Origin of the sequence: Pseudomonas sp. ChxA, from assembly GCF_030263855.1 — a bacterium.
In the GTDB taxonomy this organism is placed as follows: Bacteria; Pseudomonadota; Gammaproteobacteria; order Pseudomonadales; family Pseudomonadaceae; genus Aquipseudomonas; species Aquipseudomonas fluorescens_CB.
This window is the reverse complement of sequence record NZ_JARPMK010000001.1, coordinates 4,114,170-4,134,694: the sequence shown is the minus strand read 5'-3', so window position 1 is coordinate 4,134,694 and position 20,525 is coordinate 4,114,170. Positions and strand designations below refer to the sequence as shown.

19 protein-coding genes are annotated in these 20,525 nt (G+C 59.1%); 16 read left to right on the top strand and 3 right to left on the bottom strand.

The genetic code is table 11. From position 1 onward, the window contains the following. Positions 1 to 127 precede the first annotated feature (127 nt). Together P5706_RS18365 and P5706_RS18360 are read left to right on the top strand one after the other, a co-directional pair. Positions 128 to 1,330 carry a TPM domain-containing protein gene (locus P5706_RS18365; protein ID WP_285680682.1) on the top strand — a complete coding sequence of 401 codons (1,203 nt, stop codon included), beginning with the start codon at positions 128 to 130 and terminating at the stop codon, positions 1,328 to 1,330. Positions 1,331 to 1,403: 73 nt separating this feature from the next. Next, the gene (locus tag P5706_RS18360) at positions 1,404 to 2,720 is read left to right on the top strand and encodes a TPM domain-containing protein (protein ID WP_285680680.1); all 1,317 of its coding nucleotides are present in this window, start codon (positions 1,404 to 1,406) and stop codon (positions 2,718 to 2,720) included. Positions 2,721 to 2,723: 3 nt separating this feature from the next. On the opposite strand, the gene P5706_RS18355 is transcribed toward P5706_RS18360, so the two are convergent. Next, positions 2,724 to 3,401 (bottom strand): class I SAM-dependent methyltransferase, encoded by a 678-nt coding sequence (locus P5706_RS18355; RefSeq protein WP_285680678.1) that lies wholly within the window; start codon positions 3,399 to 3,401, stop codon positions 2,724 to 2,726. 121 nt (positions 3,402 to 3,522) lie between these two features. Between P5706_RS18355 and P5706_RS18350 the strand changes: the two genes are divergently transcribed. Then, entirely contained in the window at positions 3,523 to 4,068 is a 546-nt protein-coding gene (locus P5706_RS18350) for a GNAT family N-acetyltransferase (RefSeq protein WP_200433645.1), read from the top strand. 4 nt (positions 4,069 to 4,072) lie between these two features. Here P5706_RS18350 and P5706_RS18345 read toward each other — a convergent pair whose 3' ends face one another. Further along, positions 4,073 to 4,567 (bottom strand): DUF1543 domain-containing protein, encoded by a 495-nt coding sequence (locus P5706_RS18345; protein ID WP_285680675.1) that lies wholly within the window; start codon positions 4,565 to 4,567, stop codon positions 4,073 to 4,075. Positions 4,568 to 4,673: 106 nt separating this feature from the next. Between P5706_RS18345 and P5706_RS18340 the strand changes: the two genes are divergently transcribed. Beyond that, positions 4,674 to 5,495, top strand: a complete 822-nt coding sequence (locus P5706_RS18340) for an aldo/keto reductase (RefSeq protein ID WP_200433643.1) — start codon at positions 4,674 to 4,676, stop codon at positions 5,493 to 5,495. Positions 5,496 to 5,563: 68 nt separating this feature from the next. Here the strand turns inward: P5706_RS18340 and P5706_RS18335 are convergent, their stop codons facing one another. Continuing rightward, positions 5,564 to 6,079: an Hcp family type VI secretion system effector gene (locus tag P5706_RS18335; protein ID WP_017136833.1), complete on the bottom strand. Its 516-nt coding sequence runs from the start codon at positions 6,077 to 6,079 to the stop codon at positions 5,564 to 5,566. A 480-nt stretch (positions 6,080 to 6,559) separates the two neighbouring features. Here P5706_RS18335 and tssA point away from each other — a divergent pair, with 480 nt between their 5' ends. The 12 genes from tssA to tssK all read left to right on the top strand — a co-directional run bounded on the left by tssA (position 6,560) and on the right by tssK (position 20,521). Continuing rightward, positions 6,560 to 8,140 carry a type VI secretion system protein TssA gene (gene tssA / locus P5706_RS18330; protein ID WP_285680671.1) on the top strand — a complete coding sequence of 527 codons (1,581 nt, stop codon included), beginning with the start codon at positions 6,560 to 6,562 and terminating at the stop codon, positions 8,138 to 8,140. A gap of 34 nt (positions 8,141 to 8,174) precedes the next feature. Next, complete coding sequence (gene tssB / locus P5706_RS18325) at positions 8,175 to 8,672, top strand: type VI secretion system contractile sheath small subunit (RefSeq protein WP_285680668.1); 498 nt, start codon at positions 8,175 to 8,177, stop codon at positions 8,670 to 8,672. Positions 8,673 to 8,698: 26 nt separating this feature from the next. Next, complete coding sequence (gene tssC / locus P5706_RS18320) at positions 8,699 to 10,174, top strand: type VI secretion system contractile sheath large subunit (RefSeq protein WP_285680665.1); 1,476 nt, start codon at positions 8,699 to 8,701, stop codon at positions 10,172 to 10,174. Then, positions 10,171 to 10,590: a type VI secretion system baseplate subunit TssE gene (gene tssE / locus P5706_RS18315; RefSeq protein WP_502945497.1), complete on the top strand. Its 420-nt coding sequence runs from the start codon at positions 10,171 to 10,173 to the stop codon at positions 10,588 to 10,590. Before tssC ends, tssE begins: the two co-directional genes overlap by 4 nt. Next, positions 10,580 to 12,367 (top strand): type VI secretion system baseplate subunit TssF, encoded by a 1,788-nt coding sequence (tssF, locus tag P5706_RS18310; RefSeq protein WP_285680663.1) that lies wholly within the window; start codon positions 10,580 to 10,582, stop codon positions 12,365 to 12,367. Before tssE ends, tssF begins: the two co-directional genes overlap by 11 nt. Further along, positions 12,331 to 13,323 carry a type VI secretion system baseplate subunit TssG gene (gene tssG / locus P5706_RS18305; RefSeq protein WP_285680661.1) on the top strand — a complete coding sequence of 331 codons (993 nt, stop codon included), beginning with the start codon at positions 12,331 to 12,333 and terminating at the stop codon, positions 13,321 to 13,323. The genes tssF and tssG overlap by 37 nt, the downstream gene beginning before the upstream one ends. 12 nt (positions 13,324 to 13,335) lie before the next feature. Further along, positions 13,336 to 15,774, top strand: a complete 2,439-nt coding sequence (locus P5706_RS18300) for an AAA family ATPase (RefSeq protein WP_285680659.1) — start codon at positions 13,336 to 13,338, stop codon at positions 15,772 to 15,774. Continuing rightward, positions 15,771 to 17,300 (top strand): sigma-54 interaction domain-containing protein, encoded by a 1,530-nt coding sequence (locus tag P5706_RS18295; protein ID WP_285680657.1) that lies wholly within the window; start codon positions 15,771 to 15,773, stop codon positions 17,298 to 17,300. Before P5706_RS18300 ends, P5706_RS18295 begins: the two co-directional genes overlap by 4 nt. A gap of 72 nt (positions 17,301 to 17,372) precedes the next feature. Next, complete coding sequence (locus P5706_RS18290) at positions 17,373 to 17,504, top strand: type VI secretion protein (RefSeq protein ID WP_285682766.1); 132 nt, start codon at positions 17,373 to 17,375, stop codon at positions 17,502 to 17,504. 14 nt (positions 17,505 to 17,518) lie between these two features. Continuing rightward, positions 17,519 to 18,712, top strand: coding sequence for a type VI secretion system-associated FHA domain protein TagH (tagH, locus tag P5706_RS18285; protein WP_285680655.1), 1,194 nt, complete (start codon positions 17,519 to 17,521; stop codon positions 18,710 to 18,712). Next, entirely contained in the window at positions 18,709 to 19,191 is a 483-nt protein-coding gene (gene tssJ, locus P5706_RS18280) for a type VI secretion system lipoprotein TssJ (RefSeq protein WP_200433634.1), read from the top strand. The genes tagH and tssJ overlap by 4 nt, the downstream gene beginning before the upstream one ends. A 1-nt stretch (position 19,192) precedes the next feature. After that, complete coding sequence (gene tssK / locus P5706_RS18275; RefSeq protein WP_285680651.1) at positions 19,193 to 20,521, top strand: type VI secretion system baseplate subunit TssK; 1,329 nt, start codon at positions 19,193 to 19,195, stop codon at positions 20,519 to 20,521. The last annotated feature ends 4 nt before the right edge of the window (positions 20,522 to 20,525 follow it).

The following is a 20,525-nucleotide window of genomic DNA, read 5'->3' as shown; positions in this document are numbered from 1 at the left end:
GGGGTTCTCAGTTATGGCGCATTGCTATATGTGCGGGCAGTTTAGATAGTCGCGGGCGCGGGGTCACGCGTTATACGTCTATAAGGTAAAGTCGAGGCCTCCACGAAGAAACTTCAGGTAACAAAGCATGCGGCTGTTTCTGCGCCAAACTGTCTTGAGTCTGCTGGCCTTGGCATTTCTCAGTCTGTTGACCAGCGCCCAGGCGGACACTTCGCCGATCAAAGTCGCCCTCGACCAGCGGGTGATCGACCTCACCAATACGCTGGATAGCGGCACAACCGAGCGCTTGAAGGCTCAACTCGCCGCCCTCGAACAACGCAAAGGCGCCCAGGTTGCCGTGCTGCTGGTGCCTACCACCGGCGGCGCAACCATCGAGGACTTTGCCAACCAGTTGTTCCGTGCCTGGAAACTGGGGCGCAAGGACGTCAACGACGGCATCCTGCTGGTGGTAGCCAAAAACGACCACAGAGTGCGTATCGAGGTGGGTTATGGCCTTGAAGGCACGGTTACCGATCTGCTGGCCCACCGCATCATCGAGGAACACATCACCCCGGCGTTTCGCCAGGGCGACTATGCGGGTGGGATTCAACAAGCTGTCGATGACCTGGGCGTACTGGTAGACGGCGGCGACCTGCCCACGCCGGTGGGGCCTGAGGTCAACCCGCAGGCCATTGCGGTGCTGTTGGCGTTTATCTTTGGGGGCGTCGGCGGTGTGCTGATCGCCGCCGGCAAGCTGCCTTGGCGCTGGGCGTTAATCGCCACCATGGCGGTTACGCTACTGCTGACGCTGTATGGGGGCGGGCGCGACTGGCCGATGTACCTGCTGGTATTGCCGCTGACCCTGCTGATAGGCGGCGCGACCTTCGGCGCCTTGTGGCTGGCGCGCGCCGTGTTTTACTGCGTGATTGGGGTGCTGGCCTATGTGGTCGGGCTGCTGGTGGTGGACCACTTCATCGCCGTCAACTTCGTCCATTGGCTGGTATGGCCGTTTGGCAGTGCGTTAGTGCTGGCGTTGTACGTGGGGCTGTTTTTCGTTATCCACCAATCCTGGAAAAATAGCCCGCGCTTCTTCCTCGTGCGGGTGGCGGCGGTGGTAGCGGTGTATGTGGCCGTCGGGTTACTGCTGGGGCACGGTTATCAAGGCTGGATCATCGCCATACCCGCCGCTTCGGTGGTGGCGTTTATAGTGTTTTTGCAGAGCATTTCCGATGGTGGTTCGGGTTCGGGTGGCGGCTCTGGCTCAAGCTCCAGTTCAAGCAGCAGTTCAAGCAGCAGTTCGTCCGGTGGCGGTGGTTCCAGTGGCGGCGGTGGGGCATCCGGTAGTTGGTAAGTTTTTTTGGGGGGCTCAAATGCCAGTAAGGTAAACTCGCCGTCTTCAGGAAGATGCTTCAGGTAACGATGGAATGATGGTGTTTTTACGACAATCTGTTTTGGGCCTGCTGGCCTTGGTTGTAATGGGGCTGTTAACGAACGCCCCGGTCCATGCCGATACGGTGCGGCCCGCGCTGATCAGCGTCGCGCTGAACCAGCGGGTTATCGACCTGACCGACACTCTGGATGTCAGCACCCTCCAGCGCATGCGCGACCAGCTCGAAATGCTGGAAGAGAGCACAGGTTCACAAATCGCTGTGTTGATGCTGCCCAGCACCGGTGAAGCGAGTATTGAGGACTTCGCCAACCAACTTTTTCGTGCCTGGAGGCTGGGGCGCAAAGAAGTTGACGATGGCATCTTGTTGCTGGTGGCCAAGGACGACCACAAAGTGCGCATCGAAGTGGGGTATGGCCTGGAAGGTACGGTCACTGACCTGCTCGCTCACCTCATAATCCGGGAACACATCGCGCCGGCGTTTAGCCGAGGTGACTACGCCGGAGGTATTCAATACGCCTTGGATGACTTGACTGCGTTGGTGGATGGAGGCGATTTGCCCAAGGTCGTGTGGCAACAACCAAGCCTTGCGACTGAGGTGATAAGCATTCTGCTGGCGCTAGTCGGCGGGGGCGCCATCGCCGTGTGGGGCGTGGCGCGCAAGCAGCGTCGGCCCGTTGTACTGATCGCTCAAGCGATGTTCCTGGGGCTGCTGGTGATGTTCGCCGGTGGCATGGAAACTGCGATGTACTGGCTGGTGCTTCCGCTGGTCCAACTGGCCGGTGCTGCTGTGTTTGGTAATTTGTGGCGCAAGCGCGGGTGGTTTTATGGCGTGTTCGGTGCACTGGTCTACAGCACGGGCGTGGTAATAGTGAGCCAACTCGTGGATCTGAGCCTGGTGAACTGGATCGCGCTGCCGCTGATGGCGCTGATGGTGCTGAGTTACTACGTGAAGTTGTTTAACGTCATCAAAGCATCCTGGAACACGCATCGGGGCTTTTTTATCCTCCGCGCTATGTTCGTGTTGGCGATCTTCCTGGCAGTGTATTTGTTGGCAAGTACCCCCCCTGATCGCTGGGCGGCGTTGGTGATCGCCTCTATTGCCGCATTATTGATTTTTGCCAGGTATGACAACGGGAGCGACTCGTGCGGTGAGGGCGGGTGTCGGTGTTGCTCTTGCTCTTGTTCCGGCTCCCGTTCCAGCTCTAGCTCTAGCTCTAGCTCTAGCTCTAGCTCTAGCTCTAGCTCTAGCTCTAGCTCTAGCTCCAGCTCGAGTTCAGGGTCCAGTTCCAGCAGTAGCTTTTCCGGAGGCGGTGGTTCCAGTGGCGGCGGGGGCGCATCCGGTAGTTGGTAAGCGCTAGCGCGGTTTGTAGCCTACCCATCCTTTGAAACTGAAGCCGGCGTAGAACAGTTCCACGCCTTCAAACCCGGCTTTAACCATCAAGGCGGCATCTTGCTCAGGTGACAGTACCGGCAATTTGGCGCTGATTGCGGTAATCGCGCGCTCGGCATCCTCGGCCGGCACGCCGGAGTCCACCGCAAACGCTGCGTAACGCTTCAACCAGCGGCTTTTTTCCTGCGGTGCCTGGGGGAAACTGTGGTGCGCCACGATCAGCGGTGCTCCGGGTAGCAACCGTTGCCACAAGGCCTTGAGGGTTTGCAGGCGTTCCTCTTCGGGAATGAAGTGCAGGGTCAGCAGGCAGGTGGCGCCGTCAAAGGGACCCAATGGGGCGGTATCGATATAACCCTCGTGCAACTGCACGCGCTCATTTAAAGGGCCCAGTGTCGCCTGCGCCAACTTCAGCATCTCGGCCGACGGGTCGACGCCTGTAAAGCGCCAGCCTGGCTCGGCGTCGGCAAAACGTTTTAGCTCCAGGCCGCCCCCGGCGCCCAATACCAACACACTGCCGGTCGCTGGAACAGTTTCACGCAGCAGCAAGGTGGTCATCCGTTGCAAGCCATCGAAGCCTGGTACCAGACGCACAGGGCCTTCGGCGTAGCGAGCGACGGCATCGGGGTCGGAAAAAAAGCTCATGGCGGGCTCCAGCAGATTGGGCGAGGCGTAAACCCTACTGCGGCCCATCGGCAGAGGCAATTGCTGTCACCTGTATTCGTGGTAAAACGTTGAACCTTGCACCCCTGAGTACGGAGACTCAATGCCAGCTATCAATCCGCCGCCCATTACCGTTCGCGATGCCATTGCCGAGGACGCCTTATGCATTGGCGTGCTCGGTATGCAGGTATTCCTCGATACTTATGCCACCCACGGCATCCGTGCCTCGATTGCCAATGAGGCGTTACAAGCCTTTGCGCCGCAGACCATCGCCCACCTGATGGCACAACCAGGTCTGTCGCTGGTGGTGGCTGAGTCGAACGGCCACCTTGTTGGCTTCGCCCAGATCAAACTCCACGCCACTCATTCGATGATCACAGCACCGGATGCCGCCGAGTTGCAGCGCCTCTACATCCAGGAGCGATTTACCGGCCTGGGAATTGGCTATCGGTTGCTGCAGGCGGCAGAACAGCGCGCAGCCCTGGGCGCCGCGTCTTTATTGTGGGCGACCGTGTGGGTGGGCAATGAACGCGCGTTGGGTTTTTACCCTCGGCGAGGTTATGCGGTGCTGGGCTCGCCGACCTATACCTTCCAGGGAGAAACCCACGGCAATCGTTTATTTGGCAAAACCTTGCAGCCCCGCACATAACGGCTCAGGGCAGGGTGATGTAATCGTTCTGCTGGATGATCGGCTGGTGTGCGCCTTGCACCAGGTGAACATAACGCCCGTCCACCAGATCGATAGGCAGGCAGTCGTCAATGTCCATCACGCCATCGGTATGGGCCTGCGACCAATGCTGCAACAGCTGCTGCTGGCCCTTGCGCCTGGCTTCCTGTTTGTCGCGAGCCACCACCACTAAGTAATGGTGGGCCTCGCCAAACACGTTAGCTTCATAACCCCCCAGGTTGATGAAGTACAGGTGATAAGCACCAGCAGGCGGCGCCATTTGGCTGAGTTCGACCTTCCAGCCGTCTACGCCATCGACCGCCATCCAGGCGTCGATATGCATGCCCTTGGGGCTGCCGAACCAGCCGTCGCGCAACTGCGCGTAGGTGGCTTGCAGCGTGTCCGCCACTGCGAACACCACATCGTGAACTTCGATTTTGGCCCTTGGGTGCTTGCCCCCGAGCATGACCACAAACAGCATTACAGTTCCTGCCTGGCGATTGGGTAAAGGCTAACCATACTTCGATTGAACCCTTTTGTCCGGTCAGTGCCACACTGTTAATTCGCCAACTCATCAGGAGGTTGTTATGCGTACCATTGATCTGGCCGGTGTGCCCGTGCCTGTCATCGGCCAAGGCACCTGGCGCATGGGTGAAAATCCGGACCAGCACAAAGCCGAAGTCGCCGCGTTGCAATTAGGTATCGAAGAAGGCATGAGCCTGATCGACACCGCTGAAATGTACGGCGAAGGTGGCGCAGAAAAGGTGGTAGGCGAGGCCATTCGTGGCAAGCGCGACCAGGTGTTCCTGGTCAGTAAAATCTACCCTCACAATGCCAGCCACAAGGGCGTGCCGCGTGCCTGTGACGCCAGCCTTCAGCGCCTCGGCACTGATCATATCGACCTGTACCTGCTGCACTGGCGCGGCCAGTATCCGCTCGAAGAAACCGTCGAAGCGTTCGAACGTCTGCGCGAGGCAGGCAAGATCGGTCGTTGGGGTGTTTCCAACTTCGACGTCGCCGACCTGCAGGAACTTGCATCCCCGGCCTGTGCCACCAACCAGGTGCTTTACAACATCGAAGAACGGGGTATCGAATTCGACCTGTTGCCATGGTGGCAACAGCACCATTTGCCACTGATGGCGTACTGCCCAATCGCCCAGGGCGGCGAGCTGCTGTCCAGCCCGACGCTCAAGCAAATTGCCCACCGCCATGAGGCCACACCCGCACAGATCGCCCTGGCCTGGGTACTGCGCCAGGAGGGTGTGATTGCCATCCCCAAGGCGGTGAGCCCCGAGCATGTGCGGCTTAACGCAAACGCCGCGAAACTGGTGCTCGACGAGCACGATCTGGATGCGATCGACCGTGTGTTCGGCGCACCCAAACGCAAGCATCCACTGTCAATGGTATAGCCAGTAATGGTGTAGCAAACGCGCAGAAACGGTGCCGTCCATGGCCGCCGTTTCTGCGTCGTCCAGGGTTAGCCGGCGACCGGGCTACGCCAATCGTCCGAGCCGGAAGTCCCTGCCACTTCGTGGGTCCAAATGATCTTGCGATAGGTGAAATGCACATCTTCCAAATGCGTGAAGTGCGCGTTTTCCGGCGCCTGGCAGTTCGGCATGCGTGACTGGATATCCACGATGGTGGCACCCTCAAGCTCGATGGTGAAGTAGTGCTCCTGGGTGCCGGCCGACGACGTACGGAACCATTGCAACTGGCATTTGACTTCTTCGCCACTGGTCAGCGCGCTGAACAGCAGAGGCGATGATTTATCGAAGACCTTACTGATCATCAACGGTTTGTGAACCCTCTGGCCGGTTGGCTGACCGGATTGCGGGTCACGGGGGATGATCACCTGATGTGAAAAGGCCTGGACCAGAATCTGGTCTTCGTGGCCCTCCTGGTAAATGTTGCCTACCGAGTCCTGGGTAAAAGTGCCTGCCGTAATCAGTCCTTGTTTTACACCGGTGATCGAAAGGTATGCGGGTGTTGGCATGACGGGTTTCCTTGCCTGATGAATTAAGTAGTGCCAAGCGGCAGTTGTGCCGGTTGGGCAAGTTCTTATAACAAGAAGCGTGCCTGAAATTAACCGAGCCAGTAAAACCAAGGGGTGCGCTTGTTGTCAGGCTGGTTTTCGATAAGTGGCTCGTCGTTTTAATCGGATTTTAATGAAATTGTTTGCGCAGAAGTGCGCATTAATTTGCTCGTCTTGCTGTTGCGTGCGCTTATTGAAAGGAACAGTGCAATTAAACATATTGTGCTGATTTTGCTGTGCAAAATGCTGCGCACGCCAATAATTTAGGGGGTTGTAGGAAAATCCTTAAGTGCGAGCTTGAGACTTGCTGGATGTCATTTGCACGGCTAGTGTTTGCGAACTTCGTGGCGCAAGTGGCGAGGTTTTTATAATCGTGCTTTTTGCGCCTCAGTGTGGTTCAGGTGCACAGGATTTCATTATTTTATTGGTGTGCGGCCCAAAATGGATTATTCAGGCGCTTTGTGTGGTTATTATCTTGAACTTGCCTTAGTGCCCTGTGCGCAAAGTAACTTTGCAGGCAGTAATATGCGCTTTTCAAGTGAATATGAAGACTTGGAGGCCGAACTTGGCAAGCACCAATCGATTCATGTCAGCACTCAGCCGGACTGGCAGGTGGTCGTGCAAATCAGCGAGTGCCTGCTGCGTCAGCACACCAAGGATCTGCGGGTGGCCGCCTGGTTGACGTGGGCGTTGTACCAGCGTGAATCTTTGCCAGGGCTGGTGGCGGGCCTGGGGTTGATGCGTCATTTATGCGAGCACCATTGGGCGGTTGTCTATCCGGAAAAATTGCGCACCCGTGGCGCAGCATTGGGCTGGTTGGCGCTGCGCCTGGAGCAGGTATTTGCACAAGGCTTTTCGCTCAACGATCAGCAGCCATTATTTCGCGGCATGCTTGAACATCTGGTGCACCTTGATCGGCTCTGGTCGGCGTATTTGGGCGATGAGGCGCCGCTGTTGTTGCCGCTGCGCAGGCAGTTGACGCAGCGGTTGGAGCAGGCCGCAGCAGAGCTGCCTGAAGCCGATTCGGCGGGTGTGATTGCGCAGGTCAAGCAGGCGGCGACGCGGTTGCCGAGCGCCGAGCCGGCAGCAGGTCAGGACAACACTGGCGGCCAGACGATAGCCAGCGAAAAAGACGCGCACAAGTCACTGCGCACGTTACAGGAACATGGCCGGCACTTATGCAACTGGTGGCTGCGCCAGGATGCGGCCGACCTGCGTGCCTTGCGCCTTAACCGGACACTGACCTGGCTGGCACTCAACAGCTACCCGGACGCTGACAGTGAGCGGCTCACGGTGCTTCGTGGCCCCACGCCCGACAAGCTCAAGCGCTACCGGGAGCGTTTTGCCCAAGGGCACTACGGCGAACTGTTGCTCGAACTGGAGGCCAGCCTGGCGGGCGCTTTGTTCTGGTTTGATGGCTTGCGCATGGTTTGGGAATGCCTTGAGGCCTTGCAGGCCAATCTGGCCATGACCGAACTGGAAGTCAGCTTCGCGCTGTTACTGCAACGCTTGCCAGACCTGCACGAATTCAGGTTTCACGACGGTGTGCCGTTTGCCGATACCGCCACCCGTGACTGGATCACGCTTCAGGTCGCTCGACACTTGCAGCCGCCTGCGCCGTCCGGCGTGGTCGTTGACGCCAACGCCGAACCCTGGGAGGCGGCCTTGCAAGCGGTCATGCCCAGGCTGCGCACGGACGGGCTCAAGCAGGCAATACACGAACTCAAGCAGGGCATGCACACCGCACGCAGCGAGCGCGCGCGTTTTCATTGGCGGCTGGCGCTGGCGCGGTTATGCGTATCGGCTGGCAAGCAAGCGCTGGCGAAGGTGCAACTGGAAGGCCTTGACCACGAGCTTCAGCACGCCGGCCTGGATCGTTGGGAGCCGGAACTGGCACTGCAGGTTGCACAGCTTTTGTATCGCTGTTGCGAGCTTTTGCCGCAAAGCCAGGCCGTACGCGAGCGTAAGGAAACTACCCACCGAAGGCTATGCCACTTCGATGTTGAAGCGGTACTTGAATAGGCTTTTGAACCCCCTCGAAAAAAGGAGATTTACCGTGGCCAAAGAAGGTTCGGTAGCGCCCAAGGAACGTATCAATATCACCTTCAAGCCCGCCGTCGGGGGCGCCCAGGAAGAGGTCGAGCTACCGCTGAAGTTGCTCGTGCTGGGCGACTTCGCCCAGCGCGAAGACCCACGCAAGCTCGAAGACCGCAAGCCCATCGGCATCGACAAGAACACCTTTGACGACGTGCTGGCCAAACAGGCACTGGCGTTGACGCTAAGTGTGCCTAATCGCCTGCAAGAGCTTCCCGATATTGAAGCACTGGCGATCCAGGTGCGGGTCAACTCGATGAAGGATTTTACCCCGGCCAACCTGGTCGAGCAGATCCCGGAGCTGCAAAAACTCATGGCGCTGCGTGAAGCGCTGATGGCCCTCAAGGGGCCGTTGGGTAACACGCCGAGCTTTCGCAAGGCGATCGAACAGGCGCTGGCGGATGACGACTCCCGCGCCCGAGTATTGACCGAATTGGGGTTGAGTGACCCCAAAGCCTGACACTTTCAGTAAAGGACACTGATGCCATGACGACCCAACAGCATCCGCTACCCACCCGAATGGCTGACGAGCACAGCATTCTGGATACGATCATTGCCCAGACACTGCTGAGCGCGGATGACGAGGCTTACAGCATTGCCAAACGTGGTGTCTCGGCGTTTATCGAGGAGCTTGTCAAGCCGCACAACCGCGGCGAACCGGTCAAAAAGCGCCTGGTTGATCGCATGATCGCCGAGATCGACATGAAGCTCAGCGAGCAAATGGATGAAATTCTTCACCACCCGGATTTCCAGGCACTTGAGGCCGCCTGGAGAGGGCTGCAACTACTTGTCGACCGCACGAATTTTCGCGAGAACATCAAGATTGAACTGCTGAACGTCTCACGACAGGATTTGCTGGAAGATTTCGAAGACTCTCCGGAAATAACTCAGTCGGGGCTCTACAAGCACATCTACAGCGCCGAGTATGGTCAGTTCGGCGGCCAGCCCGTGGGCGCCATCATCGCCAACTACTTCCTTGTGCCCAGCGCGCCGGATGTGAAACTGATGCAATACGTTTCCAGTGTTGCCTGCATGGCCCATGCACCGTTTATTGCCGCCGCAGGGCCGGGCTTTTTCGGTTTGGAAAGCTTTACCGGTTTGCCAGACATGAAGGACCTCAAGGATCATTTCGAGGGGCCTCAATTTGCCAAATGGCAAAGTTTTCGTCAGAGCGAAGATGCCCGCTACATTGGCCTGACCGTGCCGCGGTTCCTGCTGCGTACCCCTTACGATCCCCTTGATTGCCCGGTCAAGACATTTGCCTACCAGGAAAACGTGGTCAACAGCCACGAGCACTATTTGTGGGGCAATACCGCGTTTGCCTTTGCCACCCGGCTGACTGACAGTTTTGCCCGGTTTCGCTGGTGCCCGAACATCATCGGTCCGCAAAGCGGTGGTGCGGTCGAAGACCTGCCCCTGCATCACTTCCAGAGCATGGGTGAAATTGAAACCAAGATACCGACCGAAGTGCTGGTCTCTGACCGTCGTGAGTACGAGCTTGCGCAGGAAGGCTTTATTGCCCTGACCATGCGCAAAGGCAGTGATAACGCGGCGTTCTTTTCAGCCAGCTCGGTACAGAAACCCAAGTATTTCGGTAACAGTGCCGAGGGCAAGGAAGCGGAATTGAACTACCGCCTGGGGACACAGCTGCCCTACATGATGGTGGTCAACCGGCTGGCCCATTATCTCAAGGTGTTGCAGCGCGAGCAGTTGGGTTCATGGAAGGAGCGTACCGACCTGGAACTGGAGCTCAACAAATGGATCCGCCAATACGTTGCCGACCAGGAAAACCCCAGCGCCGAAGTGCGTGGGCGGCGCCCATTGCGGGCTGCCCGCATCGTGGTCAGTGATGTCGAGGGCGAACCTGGCTGGTACCGCGTCAACCTCAGTGTACGGCCGCACTTCAAGTACATGGGCGCGGACTTCACTCTGTCGCTCGTCGGCAAACTCGACAAAGAATGAGACAGGGGCAGGGGATACCCGATCATCGCAGCCTTTTTGAGCGTCTCGAAGGCCTGGCACCCGCCAGGGCGGGGAGCGTGGCGTCGATTGCCGCGCACCTGGAGAAAATGCTCAGCACACGTGCAGGCAGTGTCTTGACGCTGCCTGACTACGGGCTGCCCGACCTCAATGACATGCGCTTGAGCCTGCATGAGTCATTGAGCCAGTCACGCCTGTCGATTGAACGGTTCATCCAGGTATACGAACCCCGCCTGTCGAACGTGCGTGTCAGGGGGTTACCCGATAACGGCAACCCTTTGGTGCTGGTGTTTGTGATTGAGGCAACACTGCTGATTGATGGCGTTATGCAACCGGTGGTTTTTAACGCGCAGTTGGCCGGTGGTGGTCGGGTTGAGGTGCTGCCTGATGTCCTTTAACCACTTTTATCAAAGTGAACTCAGTGCCTTGCGCCAACTGGGGCGGCGTTTTGCTGAACGCAATCCAGCCTTGGCCCCGTTTCTTGCCGACTCAGGCCAGGACCCGGATGTAGAGCGTCTATTGGAAGGCTTTGCCTTCCTTACTGGGCGCTTGCGCCAAAAGCTGGCCGACGAGCTTCCAGAGCTGACTCACTCATTGATGCATCTGCTGTGGCCCAACTATATGCGGCCACTGCCGGCCTTCAGCATCTTGCAGTTCGACCCTTTGAAGCATGCGTGTACCCCGATAAGCGTAGATCGCGACACGCCGGTTGAAAGCGTGCTGGTCAACGGTGAGCGCTGCCGTTTTCGTACCTGCTATGCCACCCAGGTGCTGGCGTTGCAACTGAGCCAAATGGAGTACTTGCCCCAGGGCGCGCACACGTTGCTCAACCTGCGCATGGAGATGAGCGTGGAGGGCAATTTCAGTCAGTTGGCGTTCGATCAATTGCGCTTGCACCTGGCGGGTGATCGACAGGTAAGCCAAGGCTTGTACCTGAGCCTGCTGCGTCATCTGGAAGGCATCGAATTACGGCTCTTTGACGATGAAGGGCTTGTGATCAACGCTCACGATGGCCAGCCGTTGTCGCTGCGCCTTGCTGCCAGCCAAGTAAAACCGGTGGGGTTCGATGAGGAACAGGCACTGATTCCCTATCCAGCCAACACCTTTTGCGGTTATCGCCATCTGCAGGAATATTTTGCGTTCACGGACAAGTATCTGTTTGTCGATGTACTGGGGCTGGATGCGTTACAGGCGTTGCCCAATGAACTGCTCAAGCAGGCAAGGGGGGTAGAGCTGCGTTTCAAGTTAAACCATCACGCGCATGCCACGCATCGCCCCACGCTGGACAACGTAAAACTGTATTGCACGCCAATTGCCAACCTGTTCAAGCATGACGCAGTGCCTATTCGCCTGGATGGCAAGCAGGATGAGTACCTGCTGCTGCCGGGTGGTATAGCCCGGGGCAATGCCGCTGTTTTTTCCGTGGACCAGGTGACCGGGTGGCGCCCGGGTGGTTTGGGCTACCAGGTATACGTGCCGTTCGAATCCTTTGAGCATGACAGTGGCAATGCGACTTCGGCGCGGACGCCCAGCTACAGCATTCGTCAGCGCTCATCGGTGCAAAGTGCCGAACTGGATACTTGGTTGAGTTTCGGCACTGGCCCAGGCAATGAGCAGGAAACCCTCTCGATTGAATTGACCTGCACCAACCACAACTTGCCACGCCTGTTGCAGATTGGGGAGATCAATCAGCCCTGCGAGCAAACCCCGGAATTCCTGACGTTTCGCAATATCTGTGCGCCGACGGCGAGCTTTGCTCCGCCTCTGGACCAGGACTTCCTCTGGAAGCTGATCAGCAACATGTCGCTCAACTACCTCTCGTTGACCGATACCGGCGCTTTGAAAGTCATCCTCCAGACCTACGACTTGCCGCGCTATCACGATCGACAGGCACACAACGTCAGCCAGCGAAAGTTGGATGCGTTGAAGTCCATCAGGCATCAAGCCGTCGATCGAATGCATCGTGGGCTGCCCATACGCGGCCTGCAGGTCGACTTGAGCATTGATGCCAACGGCTTTGCCGGGCAGGGCGACCTGTTTGTCTTCGCCTCGGCACTCAACGAGTTTTTTGCCCTATACGCCGGCCTCAATTCGTACCACGAACTGCGGGTCACCAGCACACAAGGAGACGTGTATCTATGGCCACCCCGGATGGGTCGGCAGGCCCTGCTTTGACTGCTCTGGCACGCACCATTCGCGAGTATTCGTTATTTCAGGCGGTGCTGCAGGTGATTGAGCGCCTGCGCGACAGCCATCCCTTGCTGGATGACGACGCGCTATATGACCTGCTCGAGTTTCAGGCCAACCCAAGCCTGGGGTTCCCTGGGCACGACATCGACCGGGTGGCTTTTTTTGTCGAACACGGACAGTTACGGGCGCGCCTGCGTCTTAACGTGCTTGGCCTGTTTGGCTCCGGTTCGCCATTGCCTGGGTTTTATCAAGAGCAGGCGAATGGCAGCGTCAGCCGTGGCTTTCTAGACGTATTTCACCACCGCCTGCAGAGGTTGATGCTGCCGATCTGGCGCAAATACCGCTATCGAGCGTGTTTTCGCGCCGACGCCAGCGATGCTTTTTCCGCGCAGATGTTCGCGCTGGTCGGTCTGGGCAGCCCCCAGATTCGTGACGTCGCGCAATTGGACTGCAAGCGATTGTTACCGTACCTGGGGCTGCTGAGCCTGCGAGCGCACTCGGCAACCTTGATCGAAACGGTACTGCGTCATTACTTCAAGCACAGCCGTTTGTTCATTGAGCAATGGGTTGAACGCACGGTGGTCATCGCCCAGCAACAACGCAATCAACTCGGTGCGGCCAACAACGTGCTTGGCGAAGACCTGCTGCTGGGGCATCAGGTTGCCGATCGCAGCGGCAAGTTCAGGGTGCATGTCGAGGGCTTGAGCTGGCAGCTATTCCACGCGTTTCTACCCGCCGGCAGCGCCTGCAAACCGTTGTGCTCGCTGGTTCGCCTGATGCTGCGCACGCCATTGGACTATGACGTGCGCCTGGTACTGGCCGAGGGTGAAGTGCGGCCGCTGCATATTGGCGAGCGCAACGTGTGCCGTCTCGGTTGGACCAGTTGGTTGGGGTACGAGAGTGCCGACGGTGTGGTCACTCTGGCCAGCCACTCAGAGTAGGGACTGATGATTATGATGAATGTAGACCTGCAACAACTGATCCGGACCTTGACCCCGCAGACGCGCCTGGACTTGACGCGGTCCGCCGAGCGATGTGTAACGCGCGGCGGCAAGGAAGTGTTGGTTGAGGACCTGCTGCTGACACTGCTGGAGCACCCTGACGGCCCTTTGGTCAGGGCGCTGGCGGATGCCGAAATCGCTCCAGGCGAGCTTCAGGCCATGCTGCAACTCAAAGGCCAGCAGTGTGCATCGCGCAGCCCGGTGTTTGCCCCGGCACTGGTGCAGTGGTTGCAACAAGCGTTAATGGTTGCCCACCTTGAACTGGGGCAGGTAGAGGTAGAGGCAGGTGCTTTATTGCTGGCACTTCTGCGTCATCCGTTGCAACACGCGGGCAGTGCTTACCAGCAACTATTGAGTCGTTTGGACGCGCAGCGTGTGCGTGATTTTTTGTTGAGCCAGGGCTCCGATACCCGCCCGTTGCGACAAGAGGAAACACTGCTGGAGCGCTTTACCCATGACCTGACGCATCAGGCTCGCGAGGGGCGTATCGACCCGGTCCTGTGTCGAGATGCGGAGATCCGTCAAGTGATCGATATCCTTGTGCGTCGACGCAAGAATAACCCGATTCTGGTGGGTGATGCGGGCGTGGGTAAGACCGCCATCGTCGAAGGGCTGGCGCTGCAGGTGGTGGCCTCACAAGTGCCCGAACCACTCAAGGGTGTGCGCATACTGACCTTGGACATGGGCTTGTTGCAGGCCGGTGCCAGCATCAAGGGCGAGTTCGAACGGCGGCTCAAAGGTGTGATCGACGAGGTTAACGCCTCACCCCAGGCCGTGATTCTGTTTATTGACGAGGCGCATACCTTGGTGGGTGCCGGCGGGCAGGTGGGGGGCGGCGATGCCGCCAATTTGCTCAAGCCCGCCCTGGCGCGTGGGCAATTGCGCACCATCGCAGCCACGACCTGGTCCGAGTACAAAAAATACATCGAAAAAGACCCGGCATTGGCACGGCGCTTCCAGCCGGTGAAGGTCGGCGAGCCGAGTGTGGCGGCAGCGGTCTGCATTTTGCGCGGGTTGGTGCCGGTGTATGAAGCCAGCCATGGCGTCTACATACGTGACGATGCGGTGGTCGCGGCAGCGCAGTTGAGTGCTCGTTACCTGGCAGGGCGGCAGCTGCCGGACAAGGCCGTCGACGTGCTGGATACGGCCTGTGCGCAAGTACGCATAAGCCTGACGGCGGCGCCTGAGGCGTTGCAGCACCTGTGCGCTGAATTGGCTGAGGGCGTTCGACAGCGTGTGGCGCTTGAGCGGGATGTTGAAGCAGGTTTGCCCGTTGACCAGCCGGCGTTGCAAACACTGGTCCGGCGGCTGGCCACCCTTGAGCTCGAGCGCCAGCAAGCCGAACAGAGCTGGATGCAGCGTGAACAGCAGCAAGCCCGCCACGAGGTATGCCCACGGGTAGTCGCTCGGGTCATCAGCGGCTGGACAGGTATCCCGGTTGAGCAACTGGCCTTGGAGCACAGTGAGCGCGTGCTGGGGTTTGCCGACGCTCTGCGCAGGCGAATTATTGGGCAAGAACCGGCGGTGCAGGCGCTTGATCGCAACCTGCGAGCGGTGGCTGCGGGCCTCAATAACCCTGATGCCCCGGTGGGCGTATTTTTGCTCGCAGGCCCGAGCGGGGTCGGCAAGACCGAGACGGCGCTGGCGCTGGCGGACTTGCTGTACGGCGGCGAGCGCTTTGTGATCACGTTGAATATGTCGGAGTACCAAGAGCAACACTCCCTGTCCCGATTGATCGGAGCGCCTCCCGGTTACATTGGTTACGGCGAGGGCGGCGTACTGACCGAAGCCGTGCGCCAGCGACCCTATTCGGTGGTGCTGCTCGATGAAATCGAGAAGGCCGACCCGGACGTATTGAACCTGTTCTACCAGGTCTTTGACAAAGGCTTGGCCAATGACGGTGAAGGCCGCGAAATTGACTTTCGTAATACGCTGATCCTGATGACGTCCAACCTGGGCAGCGATTGCATCACAGCCCTGTGCGCCGATGGCCAGCGCCCGGACGCTGCGGCCCTGGAGGAAGTGATTCGCCCGGTATTGCGCGCTCACTTCAAGCCGGCTCTGCTGGCCCGCATGCGTGTTGTGCCGTATTACCCGCTCGCTGGCGAACGCTTGCATGACGTGGCAAGGCTCAAGTTGGCGCGCCTTGCCCAACGTTTGCACACGCGCGAACTGGCGTTCAGCTACAGCGCCGAATTGGTCACGCACATGGTCGAACGCTGTATGCACCAGGACAGTGGCGCACGTTATATCGACCAATGGATCGAGTCCCATTTGCTGCCGCAGATCGTTGACCGCCTGCTCAGTGCGATGGCCGTTGACGAATCCCTCTCGGCCACCCACGTGACGCTGGATGGCAGCGGTGTGCCGGTGTGTGAGTTCAGCCAATGACGCACAGCCCGGTCAACCCGTTGCCTGATCCGCTGACTTATGCCGAGCAATTGCTGGGCTGGTTCAGCCGCCTGGGATTCGAGCGCGAAGAACAGACGTTGGCGGACCTTTGTGTCACGGCTGCTGCGCAGTTGAGCCGGTGCGACCTGAGCCAACTGTACGCCCGAGATGAAACGACCGGCCAGTTGCGGCTGATCGCTCAATACTTCCCTGACGGCGAACCCGCAGAGGTGCTGGCGCAAAGCGTGGCTGTTCAGCACCAGCAGTTATTGCATTACGCCCTCGACCAGCGGTGTGCATTGACCATTGATGAGCTGTGCAACAGCGCCTATGACAGCGGTTTTCTACCAGCGACGACAACGCCTTGGCACGCGCTGTCATGCCTGCCCCTGTTCAACCAGAGCAAGGTGGTGTGCGGCGTCCTGCTGTGTGCCAGCCTGCGTCCGGCGCAATTGCAGGGCTACGCCGTGTCGCTGGGCCAACTGGGTAGCTTTGCCCTTGGCCAATTAACGCTGCACCGGCTTGCCCATCCTGGGCGCGTCACTGTTGTTGCCCAGCGCGGTGCGCCTGTCACCGGGGTCTATGGTTTGATCGGCAACAGTACGGCGATGGCGGCGACCCGTCGCCTGATCGGCAAGGTTGTGCAGGCGCCTTTTACTGTGCTGTTGCACGGTGAAACAGGCACTGGCAAAGAGGTTGTGGCGCGTGCAATTCACGCCGCCAGCCCGCGCAGCAACCAGGCGTTTGTGGTGCAAAACTGCGCCGCCTTCCCTGAGGGCTTGCTGGAGAGTGAGCTGTTCGGCTACCGCAAAGGCGCGTTTACCGGTGCGGAGCGCAACTATTCAGGGCTGTTTGACGCTGCCGACGGCGGCACATTGCTGCTGGATGAGATTGGCGATATGCCACTTGCCCTGCAAGCAAAGCTGCTGAGGGTTTTACAGGAAGGTGAGGTGCGCCCCTTGGGCGCCAGTACCGCCCACAAGGTCGACGTGCGAATCATTGCCGCCACCCATCGCGACCTGCTGGCAATGGTCAGCCAGGGGACTTTTCGCGAAGACCTCTATTACCGATTGGCACAGTTCCCTATCCAATTACCGGCATTGCGTGAGCGCGAGGGTGATGTGCTGCTGCTTGCCCGGCACTTTGCCGAAAAGGTCTGCGTTGCACTCGAAAAACCGCTGGTCAGTTGGTCCAGTGCTGCGCTTGATCAGCTCTCGGGCCACGCCTTCCCAGGCAATGTGCGAGAGCTCAAATGCCTGGTGGAACGTGCGGTGCTGCTGTGTGACGACGGGGTGATTTTGCCTGCGCATCTGTCGCTGTCGTCGGCTCCCGCAGGTGCAGCCGTCGAGGCAACCTTGCGTCAGCGCATGGAGCGGGTGGAGCGGGTCTTTCTGATCGATTGCCTGCACAAGAACCGTGGCAATCGAACGCGTACTGCGCGTGAACTTGGGGTTGCGCGTCGCACGCTGCTGTACCGGATTGCACGGTTGAATATCCCCATGGGCGCGTCTCGAGGGGAATGCTGAATGGCGAATTCACGCTGGCGTGCTCATGGGCTCTGCGATACCGCGCTTGTTTTATCTACCTGGGAGAACCCGATGCTTGATCGTGCATGGCGAGCCGTGGTGCTTGTGTTGTGTTTGCTGAGCGGCTGCAGCGCCAATTACGTGTTTGATGATGCTGACTATCGTCCCTTGGGTGACCCCCAAGCGACCCGTCGCGGCCAATGAAAAGGGAGCCTTTCATGCAATTACTGCTTGAGGTGTGTGATGGCGCGGGCGGTGACCCGCCCGCGCGCAAGGTGTTCGATGGAATGGGCGGGGTGGTCGGTCGTGGCGCCGGTTGCGACTGGACTATCCCTGACCCCAGTCGCTTGCTTTCCAGTCACCACGGGTTGATCGGTTACCGTGACGCGCGTTATTTCCTGACCGATATCAGCAGTAACGGTATCCGTGAGGTGGGCAGTGGCAAGTCGCTGCAGAAGGGGCAGGCGCGGTTGATCCTGGAGGGTGATGTTTTCCAATTGGGCCCATTTGCCATCCGTGCGCGGCTGATTGAGCGTGTGGCGTCGCATAGCCCGCCATTGTCCGCCGAGGGCGGGGTGATACCCGAGGATGCTTACCTGGGCCTTGACCCCGTTCATGAATGGGATCGCCAGTCGATGCATGGGGCACTGTCGAGTGAGCTGGACGCCTTGAACGACGTGCAAGAGGCATCGGGTGCCTGGATGTATGGTGACGGTGTCGAGCGCGATCACCTGGCCTTACCTACACAAGCAGCTCCTGTGGTGGAGAGGGTCGAGCCGGTGTTGCCTGAAGCGCAGGCGCCCGAGGCTGACGCAGCGTTCTGGGCGCAGTTCGCCAAGGCGTTGGGCGTCAATGTGCAGACGCTTGATTGCGCTGGCCGCGAGGCGTTGGCGATCAAGACTGCGGGTTTGCTCAGGTACGCCATCGATGGGTTGCAACAAAACCTGCGCACACACGACGAACTGCGCAACGAACTGGAGCTGGATGCGAGCACCTCGATCAAGCGCCCTAATGCGTTGAAAGACAGCCTGGGCATTGACGCTGCGTTGGTGGCATTGCTGGGCACGGGTGAATTGGCACAACCCAGCGCCGAAGCCGCTATTACGCAGGTGTACCGGCAAATACAAGTGCATCAGGTCGCTCTGCTCGCTGCGTGCCGCACGGCCGTGCGCACCTCATTGGCGACGTTTGCCCCGGATCACTTGCTGGCCAGTTTTGAGCGCGATGACAAGGTGCCGACGTTCTTTGCCGACGGGGCGCATTGGCGGGCCTACCAGCGCCACTATCAACGATTGGTCGAAGACGACGCATTGAGCTCGGGCCTGTTGCGCGGCGACTTTGCCAAGGCCTATGAGGAGCAGGTACGCCTGGCCTCAGCGTTATTTGCCACACAGCCAGGAGGATGCCCATGAGCCGTGTCGCCCTACCTCTTTTGGTGGTATTGGGGCTGCTGGGTGGTTGCAGCAGCCTGTCACCCTTTTCCACATTGACCAAGCTGGACCTGACGCTGGCCGCCAGTGAAGAAGTGAACCCCGACCTGCATGGGCGTCCCTCGCCGGTGGTGGTGCAGCTGTTTGAACTCAAGCATCCGGTTGCATTCGAACACGCAGATTTTTTTACGCTTTATGGGCATGCCGAGCAGGCGCTGCCCAAAGACTGGGTGAGCAGCGAGGAGCTGGAGTTGCGTCCCGGCGAGCAGGTGGCCCTCAAGCTCAGGAGCGAACCGCAGAGCCGTTACGTGGGCATCATCGCGGCGTACCGCGATTTGCCCCATGTGCAATGGCGATGGGTGCTGGCGCTGGCGCCACAGCAAGTGACGCGAGCGCACCTGGTACTTGACCAGTCGGGTATCCGTGCTGGCGACCCAATCGCCAGCCCGGTGGAGAACTGATATGCAGGTTCATAAAGTCATCTGGCAGGAAGGGATGTTGCTGCGCCCCCAACACTTGCAACACAACGATCGTTATTACCACCAGCAGCTCAACCGAACCCGCTTGTTGGGCAGTGATGCCTGGGGTTTTCTGAGCCTGGAGATCGATCTGCAGTACCTTAACCTGGGCAAGTTGGTGGTCAATCAAGCCAGTGGCGTTTTGCCGGACGGCAGTCTTTTCGAGTTGACCTCCGCCATGGCGCCACTGGTACTGGAGGTGCCGACCAACGCGGGCAGACAATCGGTGTACCTGGCATTGCCGATGGCGACCGGCAATCAGGTTGAAACCCGCACGCTGGAGGCGCCGGATGTCTTGGCGCGCTACATCGCCTGTGACGTTGAAGTGGCTGACTCCAATGCAGGCCGTGACGCGCGTTGCCAGATCCGTTGCGCACGCCCGGATTTGCGCCTGTTGCTGGGTGAGCAGCCGGGTGATGAGGTCTACGTGAAGCTCAAGCTTGCGCAGGTAGTGGAGTGCTCTGCTGAAGAGGGGCTGCGCATGGAGGCTGATTTTGCCCCGACGTTTATTTATGTGCAGGGCTCGGGGTTTGTTTCGTCCTGCCTCAAAGAAGTGATCAGCCTGCTCGCCAGCCGGGGGGATGCGATTGCTGAGCGGATTGGCGGCAATGGCGCCAAGGCAGGTGCGCAGATTTCGGATTTTCTGATGCTGCAGCTGATCAATCGGGCCGAGCCGGTGCTGCGTCATTACCTGGCTCAGGCGCAAGTGCGTTCAGAGGCGTTGTTCCGCGAAATGCTGTCGATACTGGGGGAGCTGGCGACGTTCGCCAGTGACAGCAAGCGCGCCACCCAGCAGGTGCGCTACCTCCATGGCGACCAGGGCGCCAGTTTTCGTGGGCTGATGGCGGGCCTGCGCACGGTGCTGTCGATGGTCTTTGAGCAGCATACCCTGGAGCTGGTACTGCAACAGCGCCAGTATGGAGTGATGGTCTGCCCAGTGGCTGATCTCAAGCTGCTGGGCACCGCGACATTCATCCTGGCAGTCGCAGCTCAGTGCGATTCGGAAGAACTGCGCCATCGCTTGCCGGCCCATCTCAAGATCGGCCCTGTAGAGCGCATCCGTGAACTGGTCAACCTGCACCTGGCGGGCATCAAGGTCAAACTGCTGCCGGTGGCGCCCCGCCAGATCCCTTTTCATGCCGGTAAAACCTATTTCATGCTCGAACTCAGTGCCCGCGATATCGCGCAGCTGGAGCAGTCGGGTGGGTTTGCGTTCCATGTCGGCGGCGAGTTCAGCCAGTTGGAACTGACCTTCTGGGCTATCAGGAATTGAACAT